The sequence below is a fragment of the Maribacter sp. 4G9 genome (assembly GCF_002742265.1).
Lineage (GTDB): Bacteria > Bacteroidota > Bacteroidia > Flavobacteriales > Flavobacteriaceae > Maribacter.
The window spans coordinates 21,746-37,365 of record NZ_MDGL01000007.1; the positions used below are offsets into that span (position 1 = coordinate 21,746).

Genomic DNA, 15,620 nt, shown 5'->3' on the forward strand with positions numbered 1-15,620 from the left:
CTTATTCATGTAAGTGAAATGGGTAGCTGTTTTTATTGGGGAATTAGGCCGATGGCAATGGAGGTGGTGTGTTACCACCTAAAAATGACTTAAGCTCCTCGATTTCCTTAAGCGATGTCCAATTTTCCATACCCTGCTTCCAGACCAAGGTGTCCCTATTGATGGTCCTACTGGCAAATAATTCCTTCAACCTATCGAAATTGACAGGGCCTGCCTGTTGCCCGTTCACTGCGTAAAAATAGGTTACCTGGGCAGGAATTGGCGGAGGACCTGATGGGGCTTGTTGCGGCTGACTTCCCATGGGCTGACCCATCATACTACCCATTTGTTGCGCCAACACAAAGCCCATTCCCATGCCCATTCCGGCCCCGGCGGTCCCACCTTCATTTTTAGCGGCGGCTTCCATGGCTTTGGCGGCCTTAAATTGGGAAAGTTTGGTCATGTCCAATTTATCCAAACGGCTGTATTCGAAAATTTCCTTTTTCAAGTCTTCCGGCATGGAAACGTTCTCAATATAAAATCGCTCCAATTCGATTCCAACCCTATTGAATTCAGGTTGCATCACCTCCTGACAGGTTTCTGATAACTCACTTGTATTAGCCGCATATAGTTCTATGGGAAGGTTGGCTTCCCCTACCGTATCGGTAAATCTTGTTACTATCAAACTTTTCAGGTGTTCGTTCACCTCATAATTGGTAAAGTTACCGTCTGTACCCACTACGTCTACCACAAATTTCCCGGGATCGTTTATCCTGAAGCTGTACGTTCCAAAGGCCCTTATTTCCACTAGACCAAAACGATCGTCACTAAGCATAAAAGGATTTTTGGTGCCCCATTTTTCATCGGTGAACAAACGGGTATTTACAAAATATACCTCCGCCTTGAACGGACTGTCAAAGCCATATTTCCATCCTTTAAGGGTGGTTAATATGGGCAGGTTTTTGGTGTTCAATGTATACGTGCCGGGAGTAAATACATCGGCCAATTGGCCTTCATTGACAAACACTGCGTGCTGCCCCTCACGAACAATCAACTGGGCATTGTTCTTTATCTCGTTCTGATACCTTTCAAATCTGTGGACAATAGTATCGTTACTGGTGTCCAACCATTCTACAATATCTATGAACTCATGGCTCAGTTTCTTTTTTATCTCATCGAATAGTCCCATTTTCCTTTGTTTTTAATTGCTCTAAAAAGGTAGGGATTTATGGAATACCCACAAAAAAATAGTAGGCTTCAAAGGAGCCTTGAATCCTAAAAATAGTCCGGTTGGCCCAAGGCACAAACCTCCAATAATCAATTATTCTCAACAAAATTTACTTGAAGCTATTTTTTCTGATTACCTTAGAAATCCGAATTTTTAAAAGAGTATGGCAAGGTAGTGCCATAGCGACTTAGATTGCGGGCTGCGCAAATCATGAAAACGGCGCAAAGTCTAATGACGTTAAAGCTATGTCCAATGTTGTCCATCAATAATATAACTAGATGAAGAAAGTATTTTGCATAGGTGAACTACTCATAGATTTCGTGGCAGAAAACCAAGGAAAAAACTTATCCATTGCCAAAGAGTTTACCAAAAAGGCCGGTGGTGCCCCTGCCAACGTTGCCTGTGCCATAAGTAAATTGGAAGGCAAAAGTATATTTGTGGGGTGCGTAGGCGACGATCCCTTCGGGAATTTTTTACTGAATATTCTTGAAGAGAACAATGTGGACACTTCTATGGCCCAGAAATCTGAAGTATTTACCACCTTGGCCTTTGTTTCCATTGACGACGATGGGGAACGTGATTTTGTTTTTAGCAGAGGTGCGGACAAGGAATTAAAATATGACTCATCCCTTAAAAAGGATTTTAAGAACAACATGGTTCATTTTGGGGCGGCAACAGCCATGCTTGGGGGTAATTTGGAGGAAGCCTACAATAGGTACTTTTTTGATGCCCTCACCCAGGACTCCTTCATAAGTTTTGATCCCAATTACAGGGAGGACCTCTGGAAACACAAAGAGGATGCCTTTATCAAGAAATGCATGCCCTTTATTCAAAAATCCCATCTGGGCAAATTCAGCCTTGAAGAGGCCCAACTATTATCCGGAAAAAAAGATATGGACGAAGCTTGCTCCTTTCTACATGAAACCGGGGTTGTCATTATCGTGGTGACATTGGGTAAGGAAGGTACCTTGTTGAGTACAAAACAGTTTAGAAAAACCATACCAAGTATCGAGGTATCCCCTGTGGATACAACAGGTGCGGGGGACGCATTTATTGGTTGTATGTTAAAACAGATTGCGGAGCACGACAGTCTGGAAACTTTATTGGAAAGTGAAACAGAACTTTCCCAAATAGTTTCCAAGGCCAATAAGGCGGGTGCCATTACCACTACAAATTTTGGGGCCATTGAGTCGTTACCCACCCGAAATCAATTAGATTACTAGCATGAACCAAGCTGCCTTGCACCAATTACTGGCCTCCAAAAACATACTTGGAAAAGCCAAAAAAACACCCACAGAGTTATTTCAACAAAGATTTCATACAAATCTTGCGTACATCAAAGATTTGTTTTTTACGCTGTACCCAGAGGTGGATACCGTTTACTTTTCAAAGAAACTTCCTGCAAAATTGGAGTTGCTTTTTAAGGAACGTCCCTCAGAATTAAAAAAACAGGACTTGGATAGATTACAGGAAGGTAACTGGTACCAAAGTGAGAAACTGGTAGGCATGCAGTTATATGTTGATCGGTTTAACCAAGATTTAAAAGGTTTACAGGAGAAACTGTCCTACTTTGAGGATTTGGGGGTCAACTTTCTTCATTTAATGCCCATTACCACAAGGCCTAAAGGAGAAAACGACGGGGGGTATGCCGTTAACAGCTATCATGAAATAGACCCCAGGTATGGCACCAGGGACGACTTTACGGAACTCTCAAAAAAAGCACGAGAAAATAACATCATCCTAATGTTGGATTTTGTGGTCAACCATACTTCGGATGAGTTCGCGTGGGCAAAAAAAGCGAAAAAGGGGGATATAAAATATCAGGACTACTATTACACCTTTGACGACCGTACCATTCCGGACGAATATGAAAAGACCCTGCCTGAAATTTTCCCTGAATCGGCTCCCGGAAACTTTACCTATATTCCAGAGATGGAGAAATGGGTCATGACCGTTTTCAACAATTACCAGTGGGACCTTAACTACAGGAACCCTGAAGTTTTCTTGGAAATGTTGGGGAATCTAATGGCCCTGGCAAACATGGGAGTAGATGTCATTCGATTTGATGCGCTCGCGTTTTTGTGGAAAAAACTAGGGACCATCTCCCAAAACCTACCCGAAGCGCACACGTTGATTTCCCTGTTCCGGATGTGCCTGCAGGTTATAGCTCCGGGCGTTGTTCTCTTGGCCGAGGCCATTGTAGCACCGCGCAATATCCTTAAATACTTTGGTGAAAACCAGTTTGAGGGAAACGAGTGCGAAATAGCCTATAACGCATCCTTAATGGCGCTACTTTGGAACTCCATCGCCACCAAGAAAAGTTCCCTGATGATCCGAAGCCTAAAAGGAGTGCCTAACAAGCCCATTGATAGTACTTGGATCAATTATATCCGTTGCCATGACGACATAGGATTGGGGTATGACGATGATTTTGTGAGGGAAATGGGTTGGGAACCGTTTCCTCATAAACAGTTCATTCTAAATTATTACTGTGGCCGCTTGGAATGGTCCCCGGCAAAAGGACTGATGTTCATGTACAATCCAAAAAATGGTGATGGGCGAATTACGGGAAGTGCCGCCTCGTTATTAGGGCTGGAATCCGCTATTGAACAAGGGAATAAGATCAGTATTTCCTATGCCTTGGACAAAATTATTATGATGCACGGCATCATTCTATCTTTTGGAGGGATTCCCCTTATTTATGCAGGAGATGAAATAGCCACATTGAACGACTATTCCTTTTTGGAAGACGAAAAACATAAAAATGATAGCCGTTGGGTGAACAGGCCCAAACAAAATTGGGAGGTCGTGAAAAATCTTGCTTCTTCCAAAGGGCCGGCCAGCATTATATTCCAGGCTTTGAAAAAAATGATTGCCATACGTAAGGGTCAGGAAGTCTTTGCAGACCAAAACAATACGTTCATCCATGAAAGCCCTAACCCCCATATTTTCGTTTTTGAACGTAAAATGGGTGAAAAATCACTTTGGGTCTTCTCTAATTTTGATGAGGTTTCACAATCCTTGGATGTTTCCTGGTTGCTGTCCAAAGGCATATTGCCAGGTGAGGCTTCCGTAGACCTTCTTTCAAAAAAAACCCTGGAATTAAACGGAAATAAGGACTTTTATATTAAACCCTTTGGCCACCATTGGATAACGAACATTTAACTGTATTTCACCTTTCTCATAATTCTCAATGCTTCCTTTAAGGAGATATAGGTGGTAGGGTATTTGTTTTTCACCAAGTTTTTGGCCAAGTCCATTTGGTCACGGGCCTCCTCAAAACCGTTCAAATAACATATAAGGAAGGTATCGGCCAAATAATTCAAATCGTCCATTTCCATAGGGCTCAATACCATATTGTTCTTGATTTTGGAAACCAAGGACTTACTGCTATTATATACGTGGAACAATGTCTTTTTATCGTATTGGGGCGGTTCAAACAATAATTTGGACTCAATTTTATACGTTCCATTATCATTGAAGCGGATCACTACTTTTTCCAAGGGATAATATTTTTGCTTTGATCCCAAACCAAGGTGCACATATTCCATGGTGGAGAATGAATGGTCATCATAATCGATAGTGACCTCATCCAAATCGGAATAAAATAGTTTTACCTGCTCGTTTATCAATTCTATATCTACCCGGTAATAGTACGTCTGCCCTTTAACAGCTTTTGTATTTCCGGCCCAACAAACAACAAACTGTTCCTTGAAAACCTTATAATCACTTTCAAGGTCTTTATGCCTGTTGTTCAAAAAGTCGATAACCCCGTCCAAGGTAAGTTCAATGTTGTTCCTGGCATGTTGTTCTATAGTGGCAACCGTACTGGAATTTATATCCTTCAGCGCTACCCCATAGGCCTTTGGCAAACTAATGCTACCTTCTCTAAAAAAAACCGAACCCCCATAATACTTCCATATATTCTTACGCAGGGCGCATACCTTGCCAATGGATCTAATGGTGACCAAACCCACTACCTTTCCCTCCTTTAAATGGGGAAATGGGATATTCTCATAGGAAATAATGGGTGGATTCTCTAGATAGGCGTTTACGAGATTCTGGATTTTGCTGTCATCGAAAAAATCCACGCCCACAATCGTGTTGTCCTCATCCTCAACGCCCACCACAATGAAGGAATTGTTTTTGGGGTTGCTATTGGCCAAGGCACAAACATGTTTTAGGAATTTTGCCTTACCTTCTTTTTCTCCAATGGCTATAAAACGCTTTTTGTCGTAAAAACTATTTTCATCGTTATGGGCGAGCAAGTTTTTAACAAGTAGGCGTTTATTGATCATACTCTTTTGTTGACTATGGTGGAGGATGCCTGGGCGGTGGGCATCACTATAAGGTCCGCAATATTAACGTGATAGGGCCTTGTTACTACGAAGTAAATAATATCTGCAATATCCTCTGGTTTTAAAGGCTGATATCCTTTATAAACATTATCGGCACGAGCATCATCGCCCTTGAACCTTACATTACTGAATTCAGTTTCCACCAGACCCGGATTTATGGCCCCTACCCGTATTCCGTATTGGTTCAAATCGATACGCATACCTTGGTTTATAGCGTCTACGGCATATTTACTTGCGCAATAAACATTTCCCTTGGGATAGACTTCCTTACCTGCCGTAGAACCAATATTGATAATATGACCGTCTTTTCTTTCGATCATTTGCGACAAAATGGTTCTGGAAACATACAATAGACCTTTTACATTGATATCTATCATAGCGTCCCAATCATCCGTAGAGCCTTCATTTATTGGGTCAAATCCATGGGCGTTCCCCGCATTGTTTATAAGGATGTCTATTTTAGAAAAAGCATCGGGTAGTGAATTTATGGCTTTCTGTACAGCTTCCTTATTCCTAACATCAAAGCAAAGGGTATGTACACCCACCTTTTTTTCAAATGTTTCCTTAAGTGCTTTCAATCTACTTTCCCGCCTTCCGCATAGGATAAGATCAATACCATTATTTGCGAAATGCTCTGCTGTTGCCTTTCCAATTCCACTGGTCGCTCCAGTAATAAATGCGGTTTTTCCCATTTTATTCTCTTTTAATTATGCTACTTCGTTACCAATACTAGCCTCCAATAAAAGAAACCAATCTTCCAATTCCATGTGTATCTCCAATGCCGCTTTGGCCAAGGCGATCCTTTCTGGAGTGACAGTACCCACTACCGGAAATATTTTCGCAGGATGCCTTAAAACCCAGGCAAGCAATAACTGGTCTGCCGTGGCACCATACTTTGGCACCAATTGATTAAGTATTCTTTGGATACGCTTGGTCTGGTCAGAAGATTTCCTAAAATAGGTTCCCAAAGGACTCCATGCCATGGCCATCCGTCCATTTATGACACAATCGTCAAGGATTCCGTTATCCATAACCTCGTTATTGGTCAGGGAACATTCTACTTGGTTTCCTTCAACCTTTACGGTAGTTTCCAACAATTTAATCTGTGAAGGGGTAAAGTTTGAGACGCCAAATTGCCTGATTTTTCCTTCTTGTTTCAATTTTAAAATAGCTTCATTAATTTCATGGGGATCCATCAAAGGACTAGGTCTATGCAACAACAGAAGATCCAAATACTCCGTCCTTAATTTTTGCAATGATTGTTCCACGGACCAAATAATGTACCTACTATTATAGTCGTAATGCTTTACTGTATTTTCCCTGGACGCGACCTTGAACTGTATACCACATTTACTTATAAATTGAACTTTTTCCCTTTTGATGGCACTTTTTTGAAAAGCGGCGCCAAAATCAGCCTCAGTGGTGTAATCGCCATAGATATCGGCATGGTCAAAAGTGGTAATTCCAAGATCCATGCAATGCTTCATCAAGAGCACCATTTCATTGGTTGAAAGTTTTTTCCCCCATTTTCCCCAGGTCATGGTACCGGCAATAATTTTAGAATAATCCGAAGCGTTTTTCATAAAGAGGTTAAATTAAAAAGAAATACCATAAATACTTCACAAAAATAAGGCCTTCTGGTATTTTTTAACCAATCGTTAACAGCTACTCAACCAATTAATTTTCAATTTGCACAACTGTTAAATTTTTAGCTAAATTTCGCGAAATAGTATCTGATACATGGAAGAAAATACAACTGTAGACATAAGTGCGGTCAATGAGAAAATAGCACAGGAAAGCGCATTTATAGATTTACTTGTTCTGGAAATGAATAAAGTCATTGTAGGACAGAAACACATGGTGGAGCGATTGTTGATAGGACTTCTGGGCCAGGGGCATATCCTTTTGGAAGGTGTTCCCGGTTTGGCAAAGACTTTGGCCATCAACACGTTGGCAAAGGCCGTAAAAGGAAGTTTTAGCCGGATACAGTTTACCCCGGACCTCCTTCCCGCCGATGTTGTGGGAACGCTCATTTACAATATTAAGGAGAACGATTTTTCCATAAAGAAGGGACCCATTTTTGCAAACTTTGTCCTTGCTGACGAAATCAATAGGGCTCCGGCGAAAGTACAGTCCGCCCTATTGGAGGCCATGCAGGAAAAACAGGTTACCATTGGGGACGAAACCTTTATTCTCGATAAGCCCTTTTTGGTAATGGCCACCCAAAACCCGGTAGAACAAGAAGGAACCTATCCTTTGCCGGAAGCACAGGTAGACCGTTTTATGCTAAAAACGGTAATCAACTATCCCAAAATGAACGAGGAACAGTTGATTATGCGCCAAAACCTTTTGGGAGGATTCGAAAACGTTAAGCCCGTAATTTCCGTAAATCAGATTTTAAGTGCCCAAAAGGCTGTTAGGGAAGTCTACATGGACGAAAAAATTGAAAAATATATCCTTGACATTATTTTTGCCACCCGATATCCTGAAAAGTACAACCTTGAAAAACTGAAACCCCTTATCAGCTTTGGAGCCTCACCAAGGGGCAGTATCAATTTAGGGATAGCGGCAAAATGCTATGCATTTATCAAAAGAAGGGGTTATGTTGTTCCGGAAGATGTTAGGGCCGTAGTCCATGATGTTCTAAGACATAGAATAGGGATTACCTATGAGGCGGAGGCCGAAAATATTACTTCTGAGGAAATCATCAACAAAATCGTAAACGAGATAGAAGTACCCTAAAAGTGGGCGGTTGGCGGATGCAGTTGGCAGTACACCTCTTGTGTTCCCTACTGAATACTGCTTGCTGAAAACTGTTTACTAAACCAAATGGATACCAAAGAACTACTCAAAAAAGTCCGTAAGATTGAAATTAAGACACGCCGTCTATCCGACCATATTTTTGGTGGGGAGTATCATTCTACGTTCAAGGGAAGGGGTATGACCTTCAGTGAGGTAAGGCAGTATCAATTTGGGGACGATGTACGAAGTATCGATTGGAACGTGACCGCACGCTACAACGAGCCGTACGTAAAGGTTTTTGAGGAGGAAAGGGAACTTACCATGATGCTCATGGTGGATGTAAGTGGTTCAGAATTTTTCGGCACAAAAAATCAGTTCAAAAACGAAATTGTTACGGAAATATCGGCCACTTTGGCGTTCAGCGCCCTACAGAACAATGATAAGGTGGGGGTTATTTTATTTTCCGATAGGGTGGAACTGTTTATTCCACCAAAAAAGGGAAAGACCCATGTATTGCGTATTATCCGGGAATTACTGGAATTTACCCCACAAAGTAACAAAACTGATATCGGCGAAGCCCTGAAGTACCTTACCAATGTAATGAAGAAAAAAGCCATAGTTTTTGTGCTTTCGGATTTCATAGCGGACAACTACGAAAAGACCTTAAAGATAACAGGCAACAAACATGACGTAACAGGGATACGAGTGTATGACGAAAGGGAGGAAGAAATTCCAAATCTGGGCATGGTACAGATGATGGATGCGGAGAGCGGCGTGGTTGAATTGATCAACACCCAATCAAAAAAAGTACGAAATTCCTATACCGAATTCTATAGGGAACGGGTGAATTATTTCAAGGAGAGCTTTACAAAGTCGGGATGCGGGGTTTTGGATTGCCGGGTAGATGAAAGTTATGTAAAAAAGCTATTGGGCTATTTTAAAAGAAGAGGATAGAAAAAATGCAGCAGATTAAAACCACATATTTTTCAATTTCGTTAGTGACGAGGTATGTGATTGCCTTTTGCCTTTTTTTGACCTTTCTTAAGGGAAGTGCCCAGGACAATCCAAATATTAGTACGTCCGTAGATACCACATATATAAAGATCGGGGAACAGCTCAAATGGAAGGTTTCCGTTCAGGTCGATTCTACGGACCAGGTCATATTCCCTGAGGGGCAGAGCTTTTCGCCGTTGGAAACTGTTGAAGCGTTCGCGACCGATACTACAAGAAAGAAGGATAGGCTAACATTACAAAAAATATATGCCCTTACCCAGTTCGATTCCGGGTCCTATAAACTGCCCACGCAACGCATTGAAATCAATGGCATAGGCTATTTTACGGATAGCATGACGATCTATGTGGAAACGGTACCTGTAGACACGATAGCACAGAAGATGTACGACATAAAACCCCTGATCAATGTAGATAAAAGCTACATAGATTGGTGGAAATATTTGGTAATAGGGCTATTGGTTTTATTGATTCTCGGGGGCCTTTTTTATTGGTTCTTTATCCGAAAAAAGCCCCTTACCCAAGAAGAAAAAGAAGCCTTGTTACCCCCCTATGATAGAGCGCTCTTAGAATTGAAAAGACTTGAGAATTCCAGGTATTTGATTCAGGACGAATTCAAGGAATATTATTCGGAATTGACCACGATCGTACGTGCCTATTTGGAAGAGGAGGCGAACGTAGCCGCCCTAGAAAGTACTACGGGACAATTGATAGAACGATTGGAGCTACTGAGCGATTCTGGGGAGTTACAATTGGACAAGGATACCATCCAACAATTTAGGAATATACTACAGACCGCAGATTTGGTTAAGTTCGCCAGAACAAAACCTTCATTGTCCGTGGCGGAACAGGACCGTAAATTGGTGGAACAAATTGTGGTCAAGACCCATGAAGCAATCCCGGAACCCACGGAAGAAGAGTTGATGCAACAAGCGGAGTATCTGGAAGAGTTGAGCCGAAGAAAACAAAAAAGGAAATTGGTAATTGGACTCTCCACCTTGGCCGGAATCATTGTGTTGGGCGTAGTCATTGCCGGGTTCAAATTTGGGTTCACCTACTTAAAAGATACGGTGCTTGGCCACCCTACCAAGGAATTGTTGGAAGGGGAATGGATTTCAAGTTCGTATGGATTTCCTCCCATCCTTTTGGAAACCCCAAAAGTATTGGTACGGCAAGAGGTGAAACTACCGCCGGAAGCAAAGGCCAATATCCAAGACATACAGGCCTTTGCCTACCATAGCCCCATAGGACTTTTTACGGTTGGGACGACTTCCGTGACCATGAACCCAGAAATGGAAGCTCCCTTTGAACAGACCATTGAACAGATCATAAAGGGGTTTGAGACACAGGGAGCAAAGAATATCATTACAAAGCAAGAGGAATTCACTACCATTAGTGGTGTAAAGGGCATTAAAGTATATGGTTCTGGGAATTTTCCGGTTCCAAATTCCAAAGAACTGGTTAAAGGTAAGTACGCCGTGCTTCTCTTTGGGGGCAAGGGTTTCCAGCAGAACGTAATCCTCACATGGTTGGAAGACGATACGTATGCGCAAAACATTGTTGATAGGATTCTTTCCAGTGTGGAGGTAAAAACGGACGTTTAAATGTTAGATAATATATCATTCGCAAATCCAGATTTCTTTTGGCTGTTTTTATTACTGCCCTTAGCGATAGCATGGTATATGTTTAAGCGCAAAGAGGAAACGGCAGCCCTTAAAATAGCGACGGTAAAAAGCTTCAAACATAAAAGTTTTCTTCCAAAGTTGAAACCAGGGCTTTTTCTACTACGGCTCTTGGCATTAAGTGCCATAATTGTGGCACTTGCTAGGCCCCAAACAGAGGATATCTCTACCCGCACCAAAACCACAAGGGGTATCGATATTGTAATGGCCATAGATGTTTCCTCAAGTATGTTGGCAAGGGATTTAAAACCAAATCGCTTAGCGGCCCTTAAGGAGGTAGCCGCTGATTTTATCAAGAAAAGGCCCAATGACCGTATTGGTTTGGTGGCCTATGCAGGTGAAGGATATACAAAAACACCAATAACTACAGATAAAAACATCGTTCTAAGCTCCTTGCAGGAAATAACCTATGGTCAACTTGAGGATGGGACCGCCATTGGTATGGGACTTTCCATATCTGTGAACAGATTAAAGGAAAGCAAGGCTAAAAGTAAAATCATCATCCTACTCACCGATGGGGTAAACAATTCCGGTTTTATTGAACCGCAGACCGCAGCGGACCTGGCCGTTGAATACGATATTAAAACATACACCATAGGTTTGGGAACGAATGGGAATGCCTTATCACCAGTCGCATATAATGCTGATGGGTCTTACAGATATGGCATGCGCCAAGTGGAAATTGACGAAGAACTTTTGAAAAATATTGCCGATGTGACCGGTGGAAAATACTTTAGGGCGACAGATAATGAGACCCTCGAGGAAATCTACGATGAGATCAACAAACTGGAAAAAACGGATATCGAGGAATTCAAATATTACCGATACGAGGAGAAGTTTAGACCATGGGTGTTGCTTGCAGGAGCCCTACTCCTTTTGGAATGGATTTTGAGAAATACACTATTTAGAAGTTTTATATAGCAAATGATTCAATTAGACGAGAAAATATACTTTTATCTATTGTTCATCATACCGGTGATCATTGTCTTGTTCATGTTGCTCTTGATTTGGAAAAAAAGGACCCAAAAAAAGTTTGCTGATTCGGTTTTACTTAAGCGATTGACACCAACAAGGTCATATTATAAGGGTAGCCTAAAACTCATTTTCTTTCTTTTGGGACTGTCTGCCCTGATTATGGGACTTGTAAATCCCAAAATAGGCACCAAATTGGAAACGGTAAAAAGAGAGGGTGTGGATATCGTTTTTGCCGTAGACGTTTCCAAGAGTATGTTGGCAGAGGATATTGCTCCCAACCGTTTGGAGAAGGCAAAGCGATTAGTTTCAGAAATCATCAATCAATTGGCAAGTGACAGGATTGGCATTATTGCATATGCGGGCCAGGCCTTCCCCCAACTGCCGATCACAACGGATTATGGAGCCGCCAAAATGTTCCTTCAAAATATGAACACGGACATGCTAACATCGCAAGGAACGGCCATCAATGAAGCCATAGAGCTGGCCGCCACCTTCTACGATGATGAGGAACAGACTAATAGGGTATTGTTTATAATATCTGATGGGGAGGACCATTCTGAAGATTCAACGATGGGTGCCGTAGAGAAAGCCGTTGAGGAGGGGATTACCATTTATACCATTGGTGTAGGGTCTGAAAAGGGATCCGTGATCCCTATCAAAAGAAATGGTATTATGGAATCCTTAAAGAAGGATGCGCAAGGTCTTGTGGTCATCACCAAACTTAATGAGGAAGTATTGAGAGATATATCCAAAGAGGGCAACGGAGATTATATTGATGGTTCCAATACGGATGCTGCCGTGGATTTCATCAAGGAAGAACTATTGCAAATGGATAAAAAAGAGTTCGAAGCCAAACAATTCGCGGAATACAAAGATCAATTTCAATGGTTTCTAGGGGCCGGATTATTGTTTCTGTTTTTGGAAATTTTTATATTGGACCGAAAGACCAAGTGGTTAAAAAAGCTCAATCTATTCAACGACAAACACCCGGAATAAAATGAGAAAATTGATATCAACATTTTTACTCCTTTTCATTTCCGTTTCTATATTTTCGCAGGAAGAGAATACAAAGGAAAAAGAAAGGGCACTTAAGACCTCTACCAACCTAACGTGGGATGGTAATAAGAATCTATCTGAAAACAATTTTGTACAGGCCGAAGTGGATTACAGAAGGGCCATTGCAAAAAGTCCGGAAAATGCAGCGGCACCCTACAATCTTGGAACGGCCTATTATAATAATGAGACCTATAGTGAGGCATTTGGAAGATTTAAGGAGGCGGGGGAAGTCGCTACGTCCAAAAAAGATAAGCACAAGGCCTATCATAATATGGGCAATGTGTTCATGAAACGAAAGGACTACCCAAAAGCGGTGGAAGCCTACAAAGAAGCACTTAGAAACGACCCCACTGACGATGAGACCCGATACAACCTTGCCCTAGCAAAGGAAATGCAAAAAAAGGAAGAGGAGGAAAACAAGGACAAAAACGACGACAATAAAGATCAACAGGACCAAGAGGATAAAAAGGACCAGGACCAAAATAAGGACGGGGACAATAAAGATGACCAAAACCAAGATAATAAGGATCAAGGCGAAGATGGGGATAAGGGCGACAAGGGTGACGAAAAGAAGGATGAGAACAAAGAAGGTGATGGAGACCAAAAAGAGGAGCAAAACAAGAAACCTGAACAAGGCGACCAACCCCAGGACCAACCGCAACGAAAACCTAATCAGCTCTCCAAACAACAAGTAGAAAATCTACTCAGGGCCATGCAAAACGCTGAAAAGCAGGTTCAAGAGAAAATAGATGCCAAAAAGGTGAAAGGGGCAAAAGTGAAAAACGAAAAGGATTGGTAGGCAGAAAAAGATGATCAAAAAGCTAATTTTATGGGTTCCCTTATTCTTTTTCTCCCTTTTAATATGGGGGCAGGGAGAAGATGCAGTTACCTTTGAAATACAGTTGAGCAAACCAAAACTTGGTCTAAACGAACGTCTTCGGGTCGACTTTACGATGAACAAGGACGGGGATAATTTCAATCCCCCAGACTTCAACGGGTTTCGAGTTTTAATGGGGCCCTCACAGTCGATCAGTTCTTCTTGGATCAATGGCGTTAGGAGCTATTCCAAGACCTATTCCTACACCTTGGCCCCAACGGCAAAGGGTAAGTTTACCATAGCACAGGCCACAATCGTTATAGGGGGGAAAACCTATAAATCGTTACCAAAGAAAGTAGAAGTCACGGCTGCGGTTGATAAACCTAGTGATCAAATGACCGCAGATGACGTTGCCGACGAAAACCTACATCTAGTGGCCGAGGTTTCCAAAACAAATCCATATCTAAATGAAGCCATTAGTGTTGTATATAAACTCTATGTTAGTCCCAATATAAGTGTTTCCAATTACCAGCCACTTGACAACCCAACCTACAATAACTTTTGGAGCCAGGACATTAAAGTCTCAAGGTTAACGGCACAAAACGGTACCTATCAAGGCAAACCTTATCGGTATGTTGTTTTGAAAAGGGTCGTACTATATCCCCAAAAAGTAGGGAAACTGGAAATTGAACCATTGTCACTGGATGTAACTGTGGATGTTCCCACAAGTAGAAGGGACTTTTTTGGGGGTAGGATCTATTCCCAAACCAATAAAACGGTATCTGCAGGAAACAGGGTCATTAATGTAAAAAGTCTTCCGGCTGCCAATCAACCTGCCAATTTTACAGGTGCCGTAGGTGAATTCGATTTTTCTGTAAGCACCTCCAAAACGGACCTTAATGCCACGGAATCACTACAGGCCACTGTGGAAGTTAATGGTAAGGGAAATTTAAAATTGTTCAAGCTTCCAGAACCGGAACTTCCTAGCTCCTTAGAGGTCTACGAGCCTGAATTTACTGAGGACGTACGAACAAACCTCAGCGGAATGCAGGGGAAAGTGAGCAATAGTTACACGATTGTTCCATCGTTTAGGGGCAAATATCCAATTCCCGCAATCTCTTTTAGCTTCTTTAATCCAAAAACTGAAAGATATGAGACCCTCAGTTCAGACGAAATCATAATCAACGTCCTCGAAGGCCCAAATAGTGGTGGAAACTTGTCAAATACGGCAATAGCACAACCTAATAAACAACAGGTAGTTGCAACAGGGAATCAATTTAATTTCATAAAACTAACTCCAAATCTCTCCAAGATAGGAGCTTCCCATTTTTTTGGATCTAGCAATTATTATCTATGGCTTCTAGGTCCATTACTATTAATTCCGTTAGCAATTATTATTAGAAAGAAAAGGGATGCGATTGCCCAGGACGTAGTTGGCAACAAGGTAAAACGTGCCAATAAATTGGCGCGAAAATATCTTTCTGCCGCAAGAAAGGAACTTGGAAACAAGGATGCTTTCTATATTGCCTTGGAAAGGGCCCTGCACAATTACCTCAAAGCAAGATTAAAAATAGAGACCACTGAATTCAGTAAGGACAAAATTTCGGAATTATTGTCCAAAAAGGGAATAGAACAAACTACGATAACAGAATTTATTGGATTACTGCAAAATTGTGAAGCGGCAAGATATAGCCCTTTTTCGGATGTAGAGATGCAAAGGGACTATGACAAAGCAAGTGAAGTAATATCATTAATGGACAAACAATTGTAGA

At 41.7% G+C, this 15,620-nt stretch carries 13 protein-coding genes; 9 read left to right on the top strand and 4 right to left on the bottom strand.

Annotation, left to right across the window (positions count from 1 at the left end):
* Positions 1-43: 43 nt before the first annotated feature.
* Positions 44-1,168 carry an SPFH domain-containing protein gene (locus tag BFP75_RS00695; RefSeq protein ID WP_099542682.1) on the bottom strand — a complete coding sequence of 375 codons (1,125 nt, stop codon included), beginning with the start codon at positions 1,166-1,168 and terminating at the stop codon, positions 44-46.
* Between the two features lie 317 nt (positions 1,169-1,485).
* Here BFP75_RS00695 and BFP75_RS00700 point away from each other — a divergent pair, with 317 nt between their 5' ends.
* Complete coding sequence (locus BFP75_RS00700) at positions 1,486-2,430, top strand: carbohydrate kinase family protein (RefSeq protein WP_099542684.1); 945 nt, start codon at positions 1,486-1,488, stop codon at positions 2,428-2,430.
* 1 nt (position 2,431) lies between these two features.
* Positions 2,432-4,372, top strand: a complete 1,941-nt coding sequence (locus tag BFP75_RS00705) for an alpha-amylase family protein (protein ID WP_099542687.1) — start codon at positions 2,432-2,434, stop codon at positions 4,370-4,372.
* On the opposite strand, the gene BFP75_RS00710 is transcribed toward BFP75_RS00705, so the two are convergent.
* From BFP75_RS00710 to BFP75_RS00720, 3 genes are read right to left on the bottom strand one after another with little or no spacing between them, the layout of a single operon-like run.
* Complete coding sequence (locus BFP75_RS00710) at positions 4,369-5,505, bottom strand: ATP-binding protein (RefSeq protein ID WP_099542689.1); 1,137 nt, start codon at positions 5,503-5,505, stop codon at positions 4,369-4,371. The genes BFP75_RS00705 and BFP75_RS00710 overlap by 4 nt on opposite strands.
* Positions 5,502-6,257, bottom strand: coding sequence for an SDR family NAD(P)-dependent oxidoreductase (locus tag BFP75_RS00715; protein WP_099542691.1), 756 nt, complete (start codon positions 6,255-6,257; stop codon positions 5,502-5,504). The genes BFP75_RS00710 and BFP75_RS00715 overlap by 4 nt, the downstream gene beginning before the upstream one ends.
* 15 nt (positions 6,258-6,272) lie before the next feature.
* Positions 6,273-7,148 (bottom strand): aldo/keto reductase family oxidoreductase, encoded by an 876-nt coding sequence (locus BFP75_RS00720; protein WP_099542693.1) that lies wholly within the window; start codon positions 7,146-7,148, stop codon positions 6,273-6,275.
* Between the two features lie 157 nt (positions 7,149-7,305).
* Here BFP75_RS00720 and BFP75_RS00725 point away from each other — a divergent pair, with 157 nt between their 5' ends.
* The 7 genes from BFP75_RS00725 to BFP75_RS00755 all read left to right on the top strand — a co-directional run bounded on the left by BFP75_RS00725 (position 7,306) and on the right by BFP75_RS00755 (position 15,619).
* On the top strand, positions 7,306-8,307 hold the full coding sequence (locus BFP75_RS00725) for an AAA family ATPase (protein ID WP_099542696.1): 1,002 nt from the start codon (positions 7,306-7,308) through the stop codon (positions 8,305-8,307).
* Positions 8,308-8,394: 87 nt separating this feature from the next.
* On the top strand, positions 8,395-9,261 hold the full coding sequence (locus BFP75_RS00730) for a DUF58 domain-containing protein (protein ID WP_099542697.1): 867 nt from the start codon (positions 8,395-8,397) through the stop codon (positions 9,259-9,261).
* A gap of 5 nt (positions 9,262-9,266) precedes the next feature.
* Entirely contained in the window at positions 9,267-10,922 is a 1,656-nt protein-coding gene (locus tag BFP75_RS00735) for a hypothetical protein (RefSeq protein ID WP_240531652.1), read from the top strand.
* On the top strand, positions 10,923-11,921 hold the full coding sequence (locus tag BFP75_RS00740; protein ID WP_099542699.1) for a vWA domain-containing protein: 999 nt from the start codon (positions 10,923-10,925) through the stop codon (positions 11,919-11,921).
* Positions 11,922-11,924: 3 nt separating this feature from the next.
* Entirely contained in the window at positions 11,925-12,971 is a 1,047-nt protein-coding gene (locus BFP75_RS00745) for a VWA domain-containing protein (RefSeq protein ID WP_099542701.1), read from the top strand.
* 1 nt (position 12,972) lies between these two features.
* Complete coding sequence (locus BFP75_RS00750; RefSeq protein WP_099542702.1) at positions 12,973-13,830, top strand: tetratricopeptide repeat protein; 858 nt, start codon at positions 12,973-12,975, stop codon at positions 13,828-13,830.
* A 10-nt stretch (positions 13,831-13,840) separates the two neighbouring features.
* Positions 13,841-15,619 carry a BatD family protein gene (locus tag BFP75_RS00755; protein ID WP_099542704.1) on the top strand — a complete coding sequence of 593 codons (1,779 nt, stop codon included), beginning with the start codon at positions 13,841-13,843 and terminating at the stop codon, positions 15,617-15,619.
* The last annotated feature ends 1 nt before the right edge of the window (position 15,620 follow it).

What these genes read in the sequence shown, in the direction of transcription:
- BFP75_RS00695 (WP_099542682.1), bottom strand. Translation starts at nt 1,168, where the DNA reads ATGGGACTATTCGATGAGATAAAAAAGAAACTGAGCCATGAGTTCATA.
- BFP75_RS00700 (WP_099542684.1), top strand. Translation starts at nt 1,486, where the DNA reads ATGAAGAAAGTATTTTGCATAGGTGAACTACTCATAGATTTCGTGGCA.
- BFP75_RS00705 (WP_099542687.1), top strand. Translation starts at nt 2,432, where the DNA reads ATGAACCAAGCTGCCTTGCACCAATTACTGGCCTCCAAAAACATACTT.
- BFP75_RS00710 (WP_099542689.1), bottom strand. Translation starts at nt 5,505, where the DNA reads ATGATCAATAAACGCCTACTTGTTAAAAACTTGCTCGCCCATAACGAT.
- BFP75_RS00715 (WP_099542691.1), bottom strand. Translation starts at nt 6,257, where the DNA reads ATGGGAAAAACCGCATTTATTACTGGAGCGACCAGTGGAATTGGAAAG.
- BFP75_RS00720 (WP_099542693.1), bottom strand. Translation starts at nt 7,148, where the DNA reads ATGAAAAACGCTTCGGATTATTCTAAAATTATTGCCGGTACCATGACC.
- BFP75_RS00725 (WP_099542696.1), top strand. Translation starts at nt 7,306, where the DNA reads ATGGAAGAAAATACAACTGTAGACATAAGTGCGGTCAATGAGAAAATA.
- BFP75_RS00730 (WP_099542697.1), top strand. Translation starts at nt 8,395, where the DNA reads ATGGATACCAAAGAACTACTCAAAAAAGTCCGTAAGATTGAAATTAAG.
- BFP75_RS00735 (WP_240531652.1), top strand. Translation starts at nt 9,267, where the DNA reads ATGCAGCAGATTAAAACCACATATTTTTCAATTTCGTTAGTGACGAGG.
- BFP75_RS00740 (WP_099542699.1), top strand. Translation starts at nt 10,923, where the DNA reads ATGTTAGATAATATATCATTCGCAAATCCAGATTTCTTTTGGCTGTTT.
- BFP75_RS00745 (WP_099542701.1), top strand. Translation starts at nt 11,925, where the DNA reads ATGATTCAATTAGACGAGAAAATATACTTTTATCTATTGTTCATCATA.
- BFP75_RS00750 (WP_099542702.1), top strand. Translation starts at nt 12,973, where the DNA reads ATGAGAAAATTGATATCAACATTTTTACTCCTTTTCATTTCCGTTTCT.
- BFP75_RS00755 (WP_099542704.1), top strand. Translation starts at nt 13,841, where the DNA reads ATGATCAAAAAGCTAATTTTATGGGTTCCCTTATTCTTTTTCTCCCTT.